Genomic DNA, 17,862 nt, shown 5'->3' with positions numbered 1-17,862 from the left:
CGTTTAATTGCTCCATAGCTTTGACAAATATAGATAAAAGTTGGAACCTAAAGAAAAAACAACAATTGTTTTTTTGTACTTTTGGCACCTATTATAAAATGAGATACAAAATGATACAAGATTTTCATCGAATGATATCTGCCGCTCTCGGCATATCAGAAAGACAAATAAGCCAGACCCTCGGCCTGCTGGAAGACGGAGCGACAATCCCTTTCATCAGCCGTTACCGCAAGGAAGCAACGGGAGGACTGGACGAAGTGCAGATTGAAGCTATCCAGACGCAATATGAGAAACTGAGCGAAACCGCCAAACGTAAAGAAACCATCCTGAACACCATACAGGAACAAGGTAAACTGACCGCCGAACTTCAGAAGCGCATCGAGGAGACTTGGGACAATACCCTACTGGAGGACATCTACCTCCCCTACAAGCCCAAACGGAAAACACGTGCCGAAGCAGCCCGTCAAAAAGGACTGGAACCCCTCGCCACCCTGCTGATGCTGCAACGTGAGCCTCATCCGGAGGAACGCGCCGCCAATTACGTGAAAGGAGACGTGAAGAACGTGGAAGATGCACTGAAAGGTGCCCGTGACATCATAGCCGAGCATGTTAGCGAAGACGAACGTGCCCGAAACAGCGTGCGCAACGCATTTGCCCGCCAAGGCACACTGACCGCCAAGGTGGTGAAAGGCAAAGAAGAGGAAGCGACCAAATACCGCGACTACTTCGATTGCTCCGAATCGTTGAAGCGATGCAGCTCCCACCGCCTGCTCGCCATCCGGCGTGCCGAAGCGGAAGGCCTGCTGAAAGTCAGCATCAGCCCAGACGATGAGGAGTGCGTGGAACGGCTGGAACGCCAATTCGTGCGGAGCAACAACCCCTGCGGACAGCAAGTGGCGGAAGCCGTGCAGGATTCCTACAAACGCCTATTGAAGCCATCCATAGAGACGGAATTCGCCACGCAAAGTAAGGAACGTGCTGATGAGGAAGCCATCAAGGTATTTGCCGAAAACCTCCGTCAGTTGTTGCTGGCTTCACCACTGGGGCAAAAGCGTGTGATGGGTATAGACCCCGGATTTCGTACGGGTTGTAAAGTCGTGTGCCTCGATGCACAAGGAAATCTGCTCCACAATGAGAACATCTACCCCCACCCTCCGGTCAGCAAGCAGAAAGAGGCATTTGCCAAGCTGCAAATGATGATAGAGTCTTATAAGATAGATGCTGTAGCCATAGGTAACGGAACAGCCAGCCGCGAAACGGAGGAGTTCTTGAAACATCAGCGCTTCAACCGCGACATACAGATATTCATCGTCAGCGAGCAGGGAGCTTCCATCTATTCGGCCTCTAAAATTGCACGGGACGAGTTTCCCGACTACGACGTCACCGTACGCGGTGCTGTGTCCATAGGCAGACGACTGATGGACCCGCTGGCAGAGTTGGTAAAGATTGACCCGAAATCTATTGGTGTGGGGCAATACCAGCATGACGTAGACCAAACCAAGCTGAAAAAATCACTGGACCAGACCGTAGAAAACTGTGTAAACTTGGTAGGTGTCAACCTGAACACCGCAAGCAGCCATCTACTGACCTATATCTCGGGATTGGGTCCGCAACTGGCACAGAACATTGTGAACTATCGTGCCGAAAACGGTGCCTTCACCTCGCGCAAGGAACTGATGAAAGTACCTCGTATGGGTGCCAAGGCGTTTGAGCAATGTGCCGGCTTCCTACGCATTCCGCAGGCAAAGAATCCGCTGGACAATACTGCCGTACACCCGGAAAGCTATTGCATCGTAGAACAAATGGCAAAGGACTTGGGTTGCAGCGTAGCCGAGCTGATAGCCAGCCTGGAGCTGCGCCTGAAGATTAATCCGGAACGCTACCTCTCCCCCACCGTGGGCATGCCGACACTGAAAGACATCCTGCAAGAGCTGGACAAGCCCGGACGTGACCCACGCGGACCGATAAAAATATTTGAATTTGATAAGAACGTGCGCACCATCAACGACCTACGCGAAGGCATGGAATTGCCCGGCATCGTAGGAAACATCACCAACTTCGGCGCATTTGTCGATATAGGCATCAAGGAAAACGGACTGGTACACCTCTCCCAACTCGCCGACAGATTCATATCAGACCCTAATGAAGTAGTGTCCATTCATCAACATATACGCGTAAAGGTACTCAGCATAGATATGGACCGGAAACGCATACAGCTGACAATGAAAGGAGTGGAACAGAATTAGGGATTAATGATTAGGGATTAGTGGTTAATGGTTTCCGTATTAATCATTAATCATTAATCCCTAATCACTAATCCCTTATAATAGTGTCTTAAGATAATTACTGTACCAAGCACTAAAAGTAGTGAACACAGAATAGAGCCTTCGAACCCGAAAGTTCCTCCATTTATCAGATTTTCTTCCGGAAAGTGAAGAATCAGCAGATTCTCATTGCTAAATTCATTTCCACTGACTTTATATCCCAAAACAGAACCTTGAATCCAGTTCCAGAACCAATGCAAGGCAATGGGGAAACAGAGGTTGCGCGTGTATATATAGGAAGCTCCCAAGAAACAACCCGCCAGCATGATATTCAAAAACGGGACGAAGGCAAAGCTGGGATTGAAAAGATGCATCAACGAAAATAACACCGCAGAGATAAGCAATGCCACAAACTTATTGACGCCTCCATCCAGCATACGCCCTAAAATGAAACCGCGTCCAATAACTTCTTCCGTAACTGCCACTAAAAAATAAAGCAAAAGACTCGACAACAACGAAATGGGAGAAAACAAGCTCCCTGCCACTTCCACAGCCCCCAACAATAAAGACAAGCCAAAACCAACCGCATACAAGAACACGACAAACAAAGCTCCGTTCAGCAGGCTTCTGCCCCATCCCTTCAAAGACAAGCCCAAGCCCGAAAAAGGAAGCTTCCTGAAGCCCAGCACCATACAAGCGGCAATAAGCCCACTGGCCAACATCAAGACTTCATTCAACATCATTAAATAGACGCTCATCCCACCAGCTTGTGTCTTCAACTCAGGGAAAGCAATCGCAAAAGGTATGGCAAACAAAAACAGAAAAATCATAAAAAGTACAGTAAACAGTACTATATCAACGAATGCCAGCCAAACACGTTTTGTTTTACTCATAGCAACACACTCTTCCTTCACCGTTTCTTCCGTCTCCATTTGTATCTCATTTTGATTAATATCCGACAAAAATAATAATAAAAAGAAAAAACTTCACGTATTCCTGCCGGTTTCTTCTTATATTTGAAAAATCAATCTGGAATCGACAAACATGAAACTTAGAAAAATACTTTTAGCCGTTGCCGGACTGGCGTTAATGCTGAATGCCTCGGCACAAAAATCCCAAAGATACTACGTGGCCAAACCCGGCACCCTGGTGGAACTGACGACAGAAGCGGAAGCCAATGAAATCACCCAACTGACCCTGCAGGGCAAGCTGAATGCCGTAGATTTCAGGCATCTACGGGATGAATTCAAAAACCTGCAACTGCTGGACATTTCCAATGCCTCCATCAGCATGTATGCAGGCAAGAACGGGACTTATCCAAACCGTTTTTATGTATATCCTGCCAATTGCATTCCGGCATATGCCTTCTGCAAGCAAATGGACAACAGTACATTTGTAGGTAAGGAGACGCTGACCAGGATTATCCTTTCCGACAAGACCAAGAACATCGAAGATGCTGCCTTTAAGGGATGCAAAAATCTCAAGATATGCCAGATACGGAAGAAAACGGCTCCCAATCTGTTGTCCGAAGCATTGGCCGATAGCGTTACAGCCATATTTGTTCCATTGGGATGCAGTGACTCCTACCGTACCAAAAAGAAATGGGAGACCTTTGCATTCATTGAAGGAGAACCACTGACAGTAAATGTGCAGATTGGTAAAATGGGCAGCCTTGCCAGCGAACTGTTAAGAGCCGGATTTCAGCCCAAAGACGTTAACTTTCTGACCGTTGAAGGAAAAATGGACGAAGCCGACTTCACATTGATACGCGACTATATGCCCAATCTGGTTTCCATCGACATGACCAACAGTAATGCCACTGCAATTCCCGACTATACTTTCACCCAAAAGAAGTATCTGCTGAACGTACGGCTCCCGCAAGAGCTTAGAAGCATCGGACAGCGTGCATTCAGTGGCTGCGGTCGTTTGTGCGGCACGCTGGTGCTTCCTGCTAGTGTAACCGCCATTGAGTACGGAGCATTTATGGGATGCGACAACCTGCGCTATGTGCTTGCCACGGGGAATAAGATTACCACGCTGGGCGACAACCTTTTCGGCGAAAGCCAAGGCAAAATTATATATAAGGAGAAACAATAACCCAGACTATTCCCCGCCTTAATAAGAACAAAGAGACTCTTTTAATAGCAAAAGAAGGTGTGTTAGAATGATAGCTAAAAATCATTCTAACACACCTTCTTCTTTTTTTCAATATCGCACAAGCCTTTATTAAACAAAAAAGATATGAAAGAAGAATCGTTCCATCATGGCAGAAATATTGTTCCACCGTGGTGAAAAAATCGTTCCACCATGGTGGAACGATTTTTTCCTCATGATGGAACGATTTAAAATATGCTTATTTAGTCCTTAGCTTCCGTTATCACTTTGTTGCGTACATACGTGCACGCAACTCCTTGATGTGGTCTGAAGTGATGTATTCGTCATACTCCATCATCTTGTCGATAATACCGTTCGGAGTCAATTCGATGATACGGTTGGCAACCGTCTGAATGAACTCGTGGTCGTGGGATGAGAAAAGGATATTGCCCTTATAGGTCTTCAAGTTATTGTTGAATGCCTGGATAGACTCCAAGTCGAGGTGATTGGTAGGTGTATCCAGAATCAAGCAATTGGCATTGCGCAGCTGCATACGTGCAATCATGCAACGCATCTTCTCACCTCCCGACAATACGCTTGCTTTCTTCAGCACCTCCTCGCCGGAGAACAGCATACGTCCCAGGAAGCTCTTCATATAGACTTCATTGCCTTCACCGAACTGGCTCAACCAGTCCACCAGATTCAGGTCTGTATTAAAGAATGCAGTATTGTCCAGCGGCAGGTAAGCGGTGGTGATAGTCACACCCCAGTTGAAAGTACCTGCATCCGGTTTCATATTCTCGTTGATAATCTCGAACAGGGCGGTCATGGCACGCGGGTCGTGCGAAAGGAATACAATCTTGTCTCCCTTCTCTACGTTGAAGTTGACGTCGCGGAACAGCACCGTACCATCTTCCAGCGTTTTCGTCAAACCGGAAACTTCCAGAATCTGATTACCCGGTTCGCGTTCGGGCGTAAAGATGATGCCCGGATACTTACGTGATGACGGCTTGATTTCTTCTACATTCAGTTTCTCCAACATCTTCTTGCGGCTGGTAGTCTGCTTGCTCTTTGCCACATTGGCACTGAATCGGCGGATAAACTCTTCCAGCTCTTTCTTCTTCTCCTCGGCCTTTGCCTTCTGGTTCTGCTGCTGACGGAGCGCCAGCTGGCTGGACTCGTACCAGAAGCTATAGTTACCGGCAAAGAGGTTAATCTTTCCGTAGTCGATGTCCACCGTATGCGTACAAACGGAGTCGAGGAAGTGACGGTCGTGGCTTACCACCAGCACCGTATGCTCAAAGTTGGAGAGGTACTCTTCCAGCCAAGTCACGGTCTCCATATCCAAGTCATTGGTAGGCTCGTCCAGCAGCAAGTTATCAGGATTTCCATAGAGAGCTTGCGCCAGCATGACACGCACCTTTTCTTTGTTGTTCAACTCACCCATCAACAGATAATGCTTGTCTTCCTTGATACCCAAACCACTCAACAAGGCGGCAGCATCGCTTTCGGCATTCCAGCCGTCCAACTCGGCAAATTTCTCTTCCAATTCGGAAACCTTCAGCCCATCCTCGTCTGTGAAATCCTCTTTGGCATACAGCACTTCACGCTGCTTCATGATATCCCACAACACCGTGTGTCCCATCATCACCGTGTCCATCACCGTAAAAGCATCCCACTTAAAGTGGTCCTGGCTCAAAACGGAAAGACGCTCTCCCGGAGCCAGCATGATGGAGCCCGTCGTAGGGTCCAGCTCCCCGGAAATCGTTTTCAGGAAAGTAGATTTTCCGGCGCCGTTGGCACCGATGATACCGTAACAGTTACCACTTGTAAACTTCAGGTTTACGTCATTGAACAACACTCTTTTACCAAACTGTACTGAGACATTAGAGACTGTAATCATCTTTATATTTACGATTTATTTATTTACAATTTACTATTTAATACCTATTAGTCTGCGAATTGCGAGTGCAAAGATAGTTATTTTTCCATGAATAGACACAGAGAAGCGCTGTCAATCTGACATAAAAGTATTACCTTTGCAGCGTTTTCGGCAAAAATATCCGTTTTGGCAAAGTTTTTGCTGGAGCACTAATATCGTATTAACTTAAACCCTTAACAGCAATGAAAGCTAAATCATTTTACAAGAATAATAAGCATAACAATATGAATCCGAAAGAAAAAGAAAACAACCAGGAAGAGGAGCTGAAAACTCAAGCTACCCCTAACGAATGTGACGAAGAAACTGTCGGACAAGAAACTTCACAAGAAAACGAAGCTCCCCTGACAGAAGAAGAAAAGCTCGCCCAGGAACTGGAAAAGGCCAATGAACAGATTGAAGAGCAGAAGGACAAATACCTGCGCTTGTCTGCCGAGTTTGACAATTACCGCAAACGTACCATGAAGGAGAAAGCAGAACTCATCCTGAACGGTGGTGAAAAGAGTATCAGCAGTATCCTACCCATTGTGGATGACTTTGAACGCGCCCTCAAAAACATGGAGACAGCCACCGACGTAGCCGCCGTAAAAGAAGGCGTTGAACTTATCTACAACAAGTTCATGTCTGTATTGGGACAAAACGGCGTTAAGGTAATAGAGACAAAGGAACAACCGCTCGATACAGACTATCACGAAGCCATCGCCGTGATTCCGGCACCCAATGAAGCACTGAAAGGCAAAATTCTGGACTGTGTACAAACCGGTTACATTCTAAACGACAAAGTGATCCGTCATGCCAAAGTGGTAGTCGGAGAATAACATAAAACTGTATGGAAAAAAGAGATTACTACGAAGTATTGGAAGTCGAAAAGACAGCAACGGTAGAAGAAATAAAGAAAGCCTATCGCAAGAAAGCCATCCAATATCATCCGGACAAGAATCCGGGCGACAAAACAGCCGAAGAGAAATTCAAGGAAGCGGCAGAGGCATACGACGTACTAAGCAATCCGGACAAGCGTGCCCGCTACGATCAGTTTGGTCATGCCGGACTGGGTGGTGCCGCCGGTAATGGTGGTCCGTTCGGCGGCTTCAGTGGAGGCATGTCCATGGACGACATCTTCTCCATGTTCGGTGACATCTTTGGCGGACACAGTGGAGGTTTCGGCGGTTTTGGAGGTTTCGGCGGAGGCGGTGGAGCACAACAACAACGCCGTTACCGTGGTTCGGACCTGCGTGTCAAGGTGAAACTGAACCTCAAGGAAATCTCTACCGGCGTGGAAAAGAAATTCAAACTGAAGAAATACGTGCCTTGTACCCACTGTCATGGTACGGGAGCCGAAGGTGACGGTGGTTCAGAGACCTGCCCGACTTGTAACGGCAGCGGCACGGTAATCCGTAACCAGCAAACCATACTCGGCACCATGCAGACAAGAACCACCTGCCCGACGTGTGGCGGTGAGGGCAAAATCATCAAGAACAAGTGTAAGGAGTGTGCCGGTGAAGGCATTGTATACGGTGAAGAAGTAGTAACCGTAAAAATTCCGAAAGGCGTTGCAGAAGGTATGCAACTCTCTATGGGAGGAAAAGGAAACGCAGGCAAGCACAACGGCGTGCCGGGAGACCTGCTGATTCTTGTAGAGGAAGAACAAGACCCGAACCTGATACGCGACGAAAATGACTTGATTTACAATCTGCTCCTCAGCTTCCCGACAGCAGCCTTGGGTGGTGCGGTAGAAATTCCCACGATTGATGGAAAGGTGAAAGTAAAAATTGACTCAGGTACGCAACCGGGAAAAGTACTCCGCCTGCGCGGCAAAGGTTTACCCAACGTGAACGGGTACGGCACGGGAGATTTGCTGGTAAATGTCAGCGTATATGTACCCGAAACGCTGAGCAAGGATGAGAAGAGAGCATTGGAGGAGATGGAAGAATCGGATAACTTCAAGCCGAACACTTCGATTAAAGAGAAAATATTCAAAAAGTTCAAGAGCCTGTTTGACTAATAACATGGTACATAAAGAAGCCTCCCGGTATACAATAAAATATATCGGGAGGCTTTCTTATGGGTTTATCGGGGAAAATGTTAAAGCTCCAACATCCGCTTCATAAAAGCCTTTATTCCCTCCACATCAGAAGCCTGAGGAGCCCACGAAGCCAAATCCTCTGAGGGTAGAGGCTGATATGGGCCTTTTTTAATTTCAAAAATAACAGTACCTGACTCCAAGGCAATAATACTATGCCATGTATTAGAAGGAATCTCCAGACCATATTTACCTTCCGAAGGATTGAGGCATACCTTATCTGTTACATTACCGGCATCATCATAAAAAAATGCCAGCAGACTTCCACGCAAAACCAGATAAGTTTCTTCCTTATCTGTATGACGGTGAGGAGGAAGATAAGTTCCCGGTTCCAAAGCATTCAGCAACCGATGAATAGGAGCATCCATAGACGCATGAAAATTATAATTCATACGTAAACGGGAGTTCTCCTTAGCTCGTGAAGTAACGGTATCCAGCAGCTCTTCTGTTATCAGCTTCATCATAACTTCAGCAATTGGGCAAACTTGGCAGGAAGTTCTGCTTTGCACGCCTCAATAGACAAACTTTTTCCTTCATTATTTACTAATATAGCAGCCTTCTGCAAGGAAGCCAATGAGGTAACTTCCGACACATTACCGGCAACAAACAAACATCCGGAAAAAAGAGGAGTAATCACCTTCCGGGTATGCCCTTTCCATTTTACAAACACAGCCTGCATCGGGCAATATGTAGTATATCCCGCAGCATTCAAACGCTGCATCAACTTATGTTCAGACTTGGGTGCTGTGTACAATGCATGCCAGCACATCATATCATTATCCGTCATCATATTGTTTGCTTTTTCCATCCCTTTAATAAATCTTTTACAAATAATATCCATCCCACACTGCCGACACCTGCCAAGAACATGAAGCCGATCAAAATCATCAATTTATTGGGCTTTGCAGGCTTCAAAGGTACCGTAGCCGGCTGGACAACCGTATATACCGGTGTAATCTCCTGCACCTTAGCTCTTGCCATCTGCAATTGTTGAGACACTTGTGTATATACTTGATAGGCTAAATTCATTTCATTCTGTAAACGCTCTTGCTCTGCGCGATAACTCAGCAATATTATATTCTGGTTTGCATCTACAAAATTTGCGTATTTCTTCTGGGCAGACTCATAACTGGCCTTTGCTTCTCCATAAAGTTTTTCGGTAAATGCCAAATCATGACGAGCTTTATTAGTTCGATAATCTGTGATGTAGTTCTGCAGGCAATGCATCACGGTATCCGTCAGCGAAGCAGATATCAAAGGATCCTGCATAGTAACAGACAAGGTTGTCACACCTGTCTTTTTGTCTACGGAAACAGAGATACGTTTACTTAAAGCATCTGCAATGGCAGACTCATCTCTAGTAAGACGAAAAGGATCCAGCTTTGCATCCCCCTCTTCCGGTTCATCCTTAAACAAAGACAATGTCCATCCTAACACCTTAAAAGGAGCGGAGAAAATTGCACTCCACCAAGGAGAACGCTGTTCTTCTTTCAAATAAGCATATAAAGTCGTGTCTACTTTTGCTTTCTGATCCTTGACTTTAACATCGAACAGTTCAATCAGAAAAGGAGTAGAACTTACAATATCAGGATAAAGTTCGGGTGACAAAGCATCTTCACCAGAAGAAGTGCCCAAATTGATACCCGCCATGGCTGCAAGGGCTCCCATACTTCCGCCACCAGATTTACCACCACTCTCCGGAGCCAACGTCACACTTGTAGAATACTCCTTAGGAATACTAAATGCAACAACCAGTCCAACAAGGGCAGCGATACCACACGCCTTAAAAACCAATTTGCGACTAGCCCATACTTTCTGGGCCAGTTCTATCAAATCTATTTCTTGTTCCTCAGGTTGTGGAGAGGTTATGTTTTGTATTTTTTCTTCGCTCATAATTCAAATTACTTAAAGAGATTAACCATAGTCGCAATCATCGCTGCAATAGAAGCTGTCGTACTTCCCATTCCCAGAATTTCAGTGGTAGTCATCTTCCTTTTCTGTTCTTTACTTGGAACAATTATTTCACAACCTGGTTCAATGGCTTTCTTGTTTCCTGCTCTTAAACGAGAAACTGTACCATTCATGTATATTACATAGACCTTGCGTTTCTTGGCGTCATTACCAAAACCACCAGCCTGGTTGATGTAATATTTCAAGCTTTCACCCTTTTTATATAAAACTGTATTCGGATACATTACAGCACCGTTGATTTTCACTGTACTTACGTACTCCGGAACAAATAATACATCTCCCTCGCGAAGCACCATATCAGCATCTGAACCAGGATTTTTCAAGGCCTCTCCCAGATTTATACCTACAGAATAGGTATCGGACAAATCCAATCTTTTTACAGATATGGAATCTCCGCCTCCCGCTTGCGCCATACGCAGAGCATCTTCCTTACGGCGGAATTCTTCTTCGGTCATCCTACGTATAAGACGCGCTCCTTTTATATAAGCATCGGGAGTTACTCCACCAGCCTTAGCTATCAAGTCACTCAAACGTTCATTCTTTTTCGATAGTGCATAATTACCGCTAAAAAGGACTTCTCCACCCACCATAACATTCTGTTGTTTAAAATAGGACGGACTCTTACGAACATAAATTTCATCAAAAGGCTCAAGATGGAAATCCTGGCTTCCTTCTCCCACCAATAAGCCATCTTTCAAATCAAAAGAGAAATTCTGGCCTACTGTAGTACTGAAAGATGTACTCTTCGGATCTTTCATGCGCCGTGCAACTTCAACCTTTGTTGTAGCCGCCGCCTCCAACAAGCCACCAGCCTGCAACACCAAATCCTCTACTGTCATTTTATCAGAATAAAGATATGTACCCGGATTGGCAACTTCACCATGAATGGTAAGTGTAGCTTCTTCCTTCAAGTCATGAATACTTGGAATATATAAAATGTCATTCTTCTGCAAAGGAATATCTGCAGCCGTCCCGTTCAGCAAACCTTTCACATCTACTTGTATAACCTCATGCGACAAGTCTTCAAGTTCACGATCGATTATAGCACGGTTTAAGAATGCATCTCCGCGAAGTCCTTCCGCTTTCTTAATCAGCTGCTTCACTGTATTCATCGTACCGTCCAACTGATACAAACCTTCACGATATACAGCACCGCGGATTTCCACACGATTCTCAAAACGCTGTAAAACGGAATCAACCGTTATCTTATCACCGTCATCTACGCGGAATACGGAATAATCCATCTCATCCACATTATAAATTTGATGCTCACGTCCACTTTTACGGATTATACGTAATGCTTTCTTATAAGCATCACCCGTAAAACCACCTGAATACTTCAATAATGTACCTACGGTTTCAGTGGGTTTCATTTCATAAAACATCGGACGTTTTACCTTACCTAATATCTGTACCAGTGACTGGTAAGGATCCACAAGAATTACATCACCATCCTGCAGACGGATGTCATCCTTCATTTTTCCTTTCATAAGTAAATCGTAAACATCCAAATCCGCTATTGTATTTCCATTGCGAATCACTTTAATACTGCGCAAACTACCAATCGGATTCACACCACCTGCACGATATAAAGCATGAAATACGGAAGCAAATGATGAGAGGGTATAAGTTCCGGGCACCACAACTTCACCCATAACGTTTACTTGAATAGAACGTATTTCTCCTAATGTCAGTTTAACTTGGGTAGACGGAACATTTCCGGTTACTCCAGAATATATTCTGGCAAATTCTTGTTTCAAATAATTATTGGCTTCCTTTACAGTTTTGCCACTCAGATAAACCGGTCCTAAATTATTCACAAGAATACTTCCTTCCGGAGAGATTGTTTGTCGAATCGTTGTTTCAGAAGCTCCCCACACATCAATAATCACCTCGTCACCAGGTCCCAGACGATAATTCTCGGGAGTAGCAACATTCACATTGGGTTCGAAAGTCAAATTATCGTTAGTAAAAATATTATGACCATAAATTTGCGAAGTCGGATCCTCTGTTTCCTTCTCTTGAGACAAGGAACGATTATCCATCATTTGTAAAGAATCCCCTGCAACATCCGTTTGTCTGGCAGAATAAGTTTCCGAAGTTGTACGCAGCCCTTTGACTACGCCACTCATTTCACCACGTTGACGAGAACGCTTCTCATCTTGGGTATTGCTCTGCGGACTTCCAGATTTAGAGTTTTCATACTTTTTCTGAATTCTTTCAACTTGTTCCTTTGTCACTCCCCGCCGCATTAATTCAGTAGTAATCTGCTTTTGATTTTTGCCCATCTGCTGAGCGCTTTTTACATACTGAACAACCTGATCATCTGACATCTGCTGAGCAAAAGCTACCCCTGACAAAGTAAATACCAAAAAGAATAGTGTTATTAATCTACGCATAAGATATTCTGATTAATCTTTTGAGTTCTTGTAATAAATATAAATCGGGCACAAAGGTAATATATTATTTTTATAATATACATTTATTCCACCTCTAAGTTTCAGAAAAAGCATTAAAAAGCTGTCACTTTCACGTCTTTTCATCGGGTAGAAGAAAGCGGAAAAATTGGCACTATTTTTTTCATTAGTCCAATCAAAATAGCCTTTTTTTCAGTATAACTATGTTGCACCAAGGCCAGCACTTCTTCCCGCACATGTTCATAATCATCAACAGATGCCTTTTCACGCTTTATCTTTTCACCGATTACAGAATCCAAAAGTCCATCCCCAGGCCCTCCCACAATGTACACTTCTCCCCCATCCCCCATGACTCCCACTTCCAGGGTGAGCATACAAGCTTCAGACAAGGTAATCAAACAATGAGTATTCGTCGGATACACCTCACCCAAACGTACTATGAACATATCAGTTTCCCTTGTGTCGCGTTTCAACCTGCAATCAGATGATTGCACATATATTTCCGCCACACGCTTACTATATTCCATAGCATTCTCCGGATGACGTGCATTAGCAGCAGATATCATAACCATACGGGACACTCTATACTTTGCCGCCAGGTCCGCAATATTCACTGTCCCCGATATATTCGTTTGAATTGCCTCCGATACAAAATCATCCATCAGTTGTACATGCTTATACGCAGCAGAATGAAAAACAAGTTGAGGACGTGTTTCTTCAAATATAGCCTCCATACGCGTACGGTTAGCAACATCTGCAACCAATACACGGACCTCCAGATTCTTCCAATGATCAGACAATTCCAACTGTACATCATACAATGGGGATTCTGCCTGATCTACCAGAATCAACTGATAAGGATTCAGTGTAGCCAACTGGCGAACGATTTCCCTTCCTACAGCTCCCGCCGCTCCCGTAACCATTACTCTACGCCCCTCGATATGGGCCGTAATTTTACGCATGTCAACTTGCACCGGTTCTCTACGGAGCCAATCTTCTATTTGAATGTCCTTTATCAGTCCATCGTCCATACAATCGCTTAAGGGAGGAACGGTCATTACATGAATATCATGAGAGAACAGTTTATCCAGCATTCCGGAATTTTCCAAATCCGACACCTTGCTTGGAGAGATAATGATTGTATCCACTTTCTTTTTCTTTAGACGGTCAAACAGCTGCTCATCATTGGGATATACCCTGCATCCCATCGTATGTTTACCTATCATATCAGGTTCGTCCGAAATAAAGCCACGCAGGCGATAATGATTATTACGACTAACTCTCAAGGATTTTGCAACATTGACTCCAGTCCCATGGAATCCATAAATAAAAACATTCACGCAATGACGTGCATCAAAAGCAATAGCTTCATAAAGCATCTTCACAGCAATGCGCATACAAGCCATCAGAGAGAAGGTGAACATATATGCCATAAACAGAATGCTGTTCGGCAAAGTTTCTCCAAGCCCCGAAACAGACCAACAGCAATTCCCTAAAAACAGTACAACATAGCTTATCGTAAGACTCCAAAACACACGATAAATATCTACAAAAGAGGAAAAACGGATAACACCCACATAAGTACGGAGAATATGAAAGAAACAGATATTACACAAGACAGCCCAAATGGTCAGCCATACATATAAAGAAATTTCATAAGATACGGACGAAAGCCTATATTGCAAAAAACATGCAGAAAGCATGGAAATCACAACGATAATTACATCTACCAACAGCACCGTCCATTTGGACGCTATGCGTGAAGAAAGATATTTATAATAGATTCTTAAATTCATAATCAGTATCAGACTTATTTGCTATAGGACCTACGACAAAGATGCTTCTTTTCGTTTTATTATCCAATTTTTATGGCAATAAAGTTCAAGACATTCAAATAGAAAATTATCCCACTAAAATATTTCTAAAAAAAACAGAGATTCTTTTTGCCTTTTCAAATAAAGATGTACCTTTGCACCCCGTAAACAAAAGCTTATTGCCGCTATAGCTCAGTTGGTAGAGCAACGCATTCGTAACGCGTAGGTCGCCAGTTCAAGTCTGGCTAGCGGCTCGATATTCAAGCACTGATTATCTGGAATAATCAGTGCTTTTTCTTTTCAAGAATCGTTAGAATAAAAAAACGCTCTTCTACCAATATATTTGCATAAAACATAATGCCCTTCCAAACAGTTTAATCCATAGCCGCATAATTATCCCAAAGCAAGTAAAGCAAGTTTAAAACAGCACCATCTGATTACAATGATAACTTGAAACATATAGGCACATTATTAAAAACATAATACACCTTATATTATACATAGTAATTCCCAATATTTGCGGCAACTTTTCAATAACCCGATTTTTCAATCTTAAATAAAGGATTGAGGTGATTGAAGAACACAAGCCAAAATCAAAAGGCTACCATAGGTTTCTATAACATACTATAAACAAATGAAAAGAATCAAATTATTTACAGCGGCTTTGCTGCTGGCGGCTATATCCGCAGGAAACGATGTGTGGGCGCTTTCCGATTCAAGAAAGAAAGACACGCGTCCGGTAAAATCACCCCAATTCTTCAGTGGAAACGCCAACCCGCTGCTTCCACCTCCTTCAATTCAGACTCTTTGCAGACTGTCTCTACAGAGATAGACACAGACAAAGACGGCATTCACGACCTTTATTTCGTGTTTAAAGGCAAGGAGCTGAAGGTAGATGAATGGATGTTTGAGAGATTTTGAGCTAGCCTTACTACGCTTTATTTCCACATTTACTAAGAATTATTCGTCCGACATCTGTTGCATTATCGTCCGACAGCTGTCGGACGATAATGCAACAGATGTCGGACGAATAAGCAACAACCGTCGGACGAATAATTCTCTGCAAGGAAAAACATAATCTATCGTAGCCCTCAAAGGTATTCAGCGCAATACCGGAAACTATTCATATGATAAGCACTACGCATTCGACCATCACTACAGATTCTCTCTGAAAAAAGCATGCTCCGACTATGTAGTTTCCAATAAAAAATGTATCTTGCGGAGATTTATTAAATACGATATGAACATGAAACCCTATCTAATCCCCTTCTTTGCAACTGTTGCACTGACCGCAACCGCTCAACAAAAAAACGAGATTACCAGCGTCCTCGAAATACTGGATGTAACCAACGGTAACCGGACTGTCGTAAAAGAATTTCCCTACCGGATTGAAGCTCCCAATTGGACGCCCGACGGGCAATGGCTGCTATACAACAGCGACGGAAAGCTTTACCGCCTTTCCCCCACCTCGCCTGCCGAACCGGAACTGATAAACACCGGATTTGCCCAAAACTGCAACAACGACCACGTCCTCTCGGCCGACGGACAGCAGATAGCCATCAGCCACGGGACGAAAGAAGACTATAAATCGCGCATTTATACACTTCCCATCACGGGCGGCACTCCCCGTTTAATAACACCTATGGCTCCCAGCTACCTCCACGGCTGGAGCCCCGACGGCAAAGAGCTTGCCTATTGCGCCGAACGAAACGGCAACTATGACGTCTATACCATCCCAGCGGAAGGAGGTGAAGAAACCCGCCTGACCACTGCCGAAGGTCTGGATGACGGACCGGAATATTCCCCCTGCGGACAATACATCTGGTTCAATTCCGTACGCACCGGACTCATGCAAGTCTGGCGCATGAAGGCAGACGGCTCCGAACAGACCCAGATGACCTTTGACGAAACCCGTAACTCCTGGTTCCCCCACATCTCCCCTGACGGAAAATCCGTTGTATTCATCACCTACTACAAAGGTGACCTGGAACCGGGAGAGCACCTGGCAAACAAGAACGTAGAGCTGCGCCTAATGCCCGCAAACGGTGGAGAACCCAAGACATTGTTAAAGCTTTTCGGTGGACAAGGCACCATCAATGTCAACTCATGGGCACCGGACAGCAAACGCATAGCCTTTGTCAGCTATCGAATTAACTGATATGACTTGATGGTTTTCACTCCATTTTTTACTAACTTTGCCCGACTAAAGATGCAGTAAAACAAAATGGAAAAGAAGAAAATCATTATCGGAACATTCGTCGCACTGATTCTTATTGGAGCAGCTTGTGCAGGAACAGTATACTACTATCTGTTTGCCCCGCAATTCCATCCGAAAAAGACAGTCTATATCTATATAGACCGCGACGACACCGCCGACTCCATATATAATAAGGTGGAACAACAAGGCCATCCTCGAAGCTTCACCGGCTTCCGCTGGATGGCCCAATACAAGAAATATTCCGAAAATATACACACCGGACGCTACGCCATCCGGCCGGGGGAAAACGTATATCACGTATTCAGCCGTCTGTACCGCGGATATCAAGAACCTACGAACCTCACCGTCGGCAGCGTACGCACACTGGACCGGCTGGCACGCAGCGTAGGCAAACAGCTCATGATAGACTCCACCGAAATAGCCGGATTGATGAACGACTCCGCATTCCAACAAAAACTGGGATACAACAAAGAGACCCTGCCCTGCCTCTTCATCCCCGAAACCTACCAAGTCTATTGGGACATGAGTGCAGAAGAGTTCTTCGAAAGAATGCAAAAAGAGCACCAGAAGTTCTGGAACCAGGAACGCTTAGACAAAGCCACCGCCATCGGAATGACCCCGACGGAAGTCTGCACCCTCGCCTCCATCGTCGAGGAAGAGACAAACAACAATCCCGAAAAACCAATGGTGGCAGGGCTCTACATCAACCGCCTGCACACCGGCATGCCTCTGCAAGCCGACCCTACCATCAAATTTGCCTTGCAGGACTTCGGCTTGCGGAGAATTACGAATGCCCATCTGGCAGTAGAATCCCCCTACAATACCTATCTCAACACCGGACTACCTCCCGGTCCCATACGCATCCCCTCACCCATCGGGCTGGATGCTGTGCTGAACCATACGAAACACAACTACCTCTACATGTGTGCCAAAGAGGACTTCTCGGGCACCCATAACTTTGCATCCAATTATGCCGAGCACATGAAAAATGCAAGAAAATATTGGAATGCATTAAACGAAAGAAAGATTTTCAAGTAATCTGCTGATAAAATAAAAGCAAAATCC

Annotated in this window: 14 protein-coding genes and 1 tRNA gene; 8 read left to right on the top strand and 7 right to left on the bottom strand. The window is 44.8% G+C overall.

All coding sequences use genetic code 11. The features are described from left to right. Positions 1-110 precede the first annotated feature (110 nt). Positions 111-2,246 carry a Tex family protein gene (locus DW039_RS06040; protein WP_120381802.1) on the top strand — a complete coding sequence of 712 codons (2,136 nt, stop codon included), beginning with the start codon at positions 111-113 and terminating at the stop codon, positions 2,244-2,246. Positions 2,247-2,299: 53 nt separating this feature from the next. Here the strand turns inward: DW039_RS06040 and DW039_RS06035 are convergent, their stop codons facing one another. Beyond that, on the bottom strand, positions 2,300-3,196 hold the full coding sequence (locus DW039_RS06035) for a CPBP family intramembrane glutamic endopeptidase (protein ID WP_120381801.1): 897 nt from the start codon (positions 3,194-3,196) through the stop codon (positions 2,300-2,302). A 112-nt stretch (positions 3,197-3,308) separates the two neighbouring features. On the opposite strand from DW039_RS06035, the gene DW039_RS06030 reads away from it, so the two are divergent. Further along, entirely contained in the window at positions 3,309-4,361 is a 1,053-nt protein-coding gene (locus DW039_RS06030) for a leucine-rich repeat domain-containing protein (protein WP_005836085.1), read from the top strand. 280 nt (positions 4,362-4,641) lie between these two features. On the opposite strand, the gene DW039_RS06025 is transcribed toward DW039_RS06030, so the two are convergent. Continuing rightward, positions 4,642-6,261: an ABC-F family ATP-binding cassette domain-containing protein gene (locus DW039_RS06025; RefSeq protein WP_005827934.1), complete on the bottom strand. Its 1,620-nt coding sequence runs from the start codon at positions 6,259-6,261 to the stop codon at positions 4,642-4,644. Positions 6,262-6,482: 221 nt separating this feature from the next. Here DW039_RS06025 and DW039_RS06020 point away from each other — a divergent pair, with 221 nt between their 5' ends. Then, the gene (locus DW039_RS06020) at positions 6,483-7,115 is read left to right on the top strand and encodes a nucleotide exchange factor GrpE (protein WP_005827933.1); all 633 of its coding nucleotides are present in this window, start codon (positions 6,483-6,485) and stop codon (positions 7,113-7,115) included. An 11-nt stretch (positions 7,116-7,126) separates the two neighbouring features. Further along, entirely contained in the window at positions 7,127-8,299 is a 1,173-nt protein-coding gene (gene dnaJ, locus DW039_RS06015; protein WP_120138664.1) for a molecular chaperone DnaJ, read from the top strand. Positions 8,300-8,379: 80 nt separating this feature from the next. Here the strand turns inward: dnaJ and DW039_RS06010 are convergent, their stop codons facing one another. The 5 genes from DW039_RS06010 to DW039_RS05990 all read right to left on the bottom strand — a co-directional run bounded on the left by DW039_RS06010 (position 8,380) and on the right by DW039_RS05990 (position 14,561). Continuing rightward, on the bottom strand, positions 8,380-8,838 hold the full coding sequence (locus DW039_RS06010) for a WbuC family cupin fold metalloprotein (protein ID WP_044468723.1): 459 nt from the start codon (positions 8,836-8,838) through the stop codon (positions 8,380-8,382). Next, positions 8,838-9,185 (bottom strand): UpxY family transcription antiterminator, encoded by a 348-nt coding sequence (locus DW039_RS06005; protein ID WP_044468720.1) that lies wholly within the window; start codon positions 9,183-9,185, stop codon positions 8,838-8,840. The genes DW039_RS06010 and DW039_RS06005 overlap by 1 nt, the downstream gene beginning before the upstream one ends. After that, entirely contained in the window at positions 9,164-10,270 is a 1,107-nt protein-coding gene (locus DW039_RS06000; protein WP_044468719.1) for a Wzz/FepE/Etk N-terminal domain-containing protein, read from the bottom strand. Before DW039_RS06000 ends, DW039_RS06005 begins: the two co-directional genes overlap by 22 nt. An 8-nt stretch (positions 10,271-10,278) precedes the next feature. Next, entirely contained in the window at positions 10,279-12,747 is a 2,469-nt protein-coding gene (locus DW039_RS05995) for an SLBB domain-containing protein (protein ID WP_117962626.1), read from the bottom strand. 140 nt (positions 12,748-12,887) lie between these two features. Next, positions 12,888-14,561 carry an SDR family NAD(P)-dependent oxidoreductase gene (locus tag DW039_RS05990; RefSeq protein ID WP_057097971.1) on the bottom strand — a complete coding sequence of 558 codons (1,674 nt, stop codon included), beginning with the start codon at positions 14,559-14,561 and terminating at the stop codon, positions 12,888-12,890. A gap of 199 nt (positions 14,562-14,760) precedes the next feature. Here DW039_RS05990 and DW039_RS05985 point away from each other — a divergent pair. The 4 genes from DW039_RS05985 (at position 14,761) to mltG (ending at position 17,835) form a co-directional block, all read left to right on the top strand. Further along, positions 14,761-14,833: transfer RNA gene (locus tag DW039_RS05985), tRNA-Thr, on the top strand. 445 nt (positions 14,834-15,278) lie between these two features. Next, the gene (locus DW039_RS20880) at positions 15,279-15,500 is read left to right on the top strand and encodes a hypothetical protein (RefSeq protein ID WP_165853101.1); all 222 of its coding nucleotides are present in this window, start codon (positions 15,279-15,281) and stop codon (positions 15,498-15,500) included. Between the two features lie 325 nt (positions 15,501-15,825). Further along, the gene (locus DW039_RS05975) at positions 15,826-16,737 is read left to right on the top strand and encodes a TolB family protein (RefSeq protein ID WP_005836075.1); all 912 of its coding nucleotides are present in this window, start codon (positions 15,826-15,828) and stop codon (positions 16,735-16,737) included. A 66-nt stretch (positions 16,738-16,803) separates the two neighbouring features. Further along, positions 16,804-17,835, top strand: coding sequence for an endolytic transglycosylase MltG (gene mltG / locus DW039_RS05970; protein ID WP_044467511.1), 1,032 nt, complete (start codon positions 16,804-16,806; stop codon positions 17,833-17,835). Positions 17,836-17,862: the final 27 nt, after the last annotated feature.

Origin of the sequence: Bacteroides sp. AF39-16AC (assembly GCF_003602735.1) — a bacterium.
GTDB lineage: Bacteria > Bacteroidota > Bacteroidia > Bacteroidales > Bacteroidaceae > Bacteroides > Bacteroides uniformis.
This window is presented reverse-complemented; position numbering and strand designations above follow the sequence as displayed.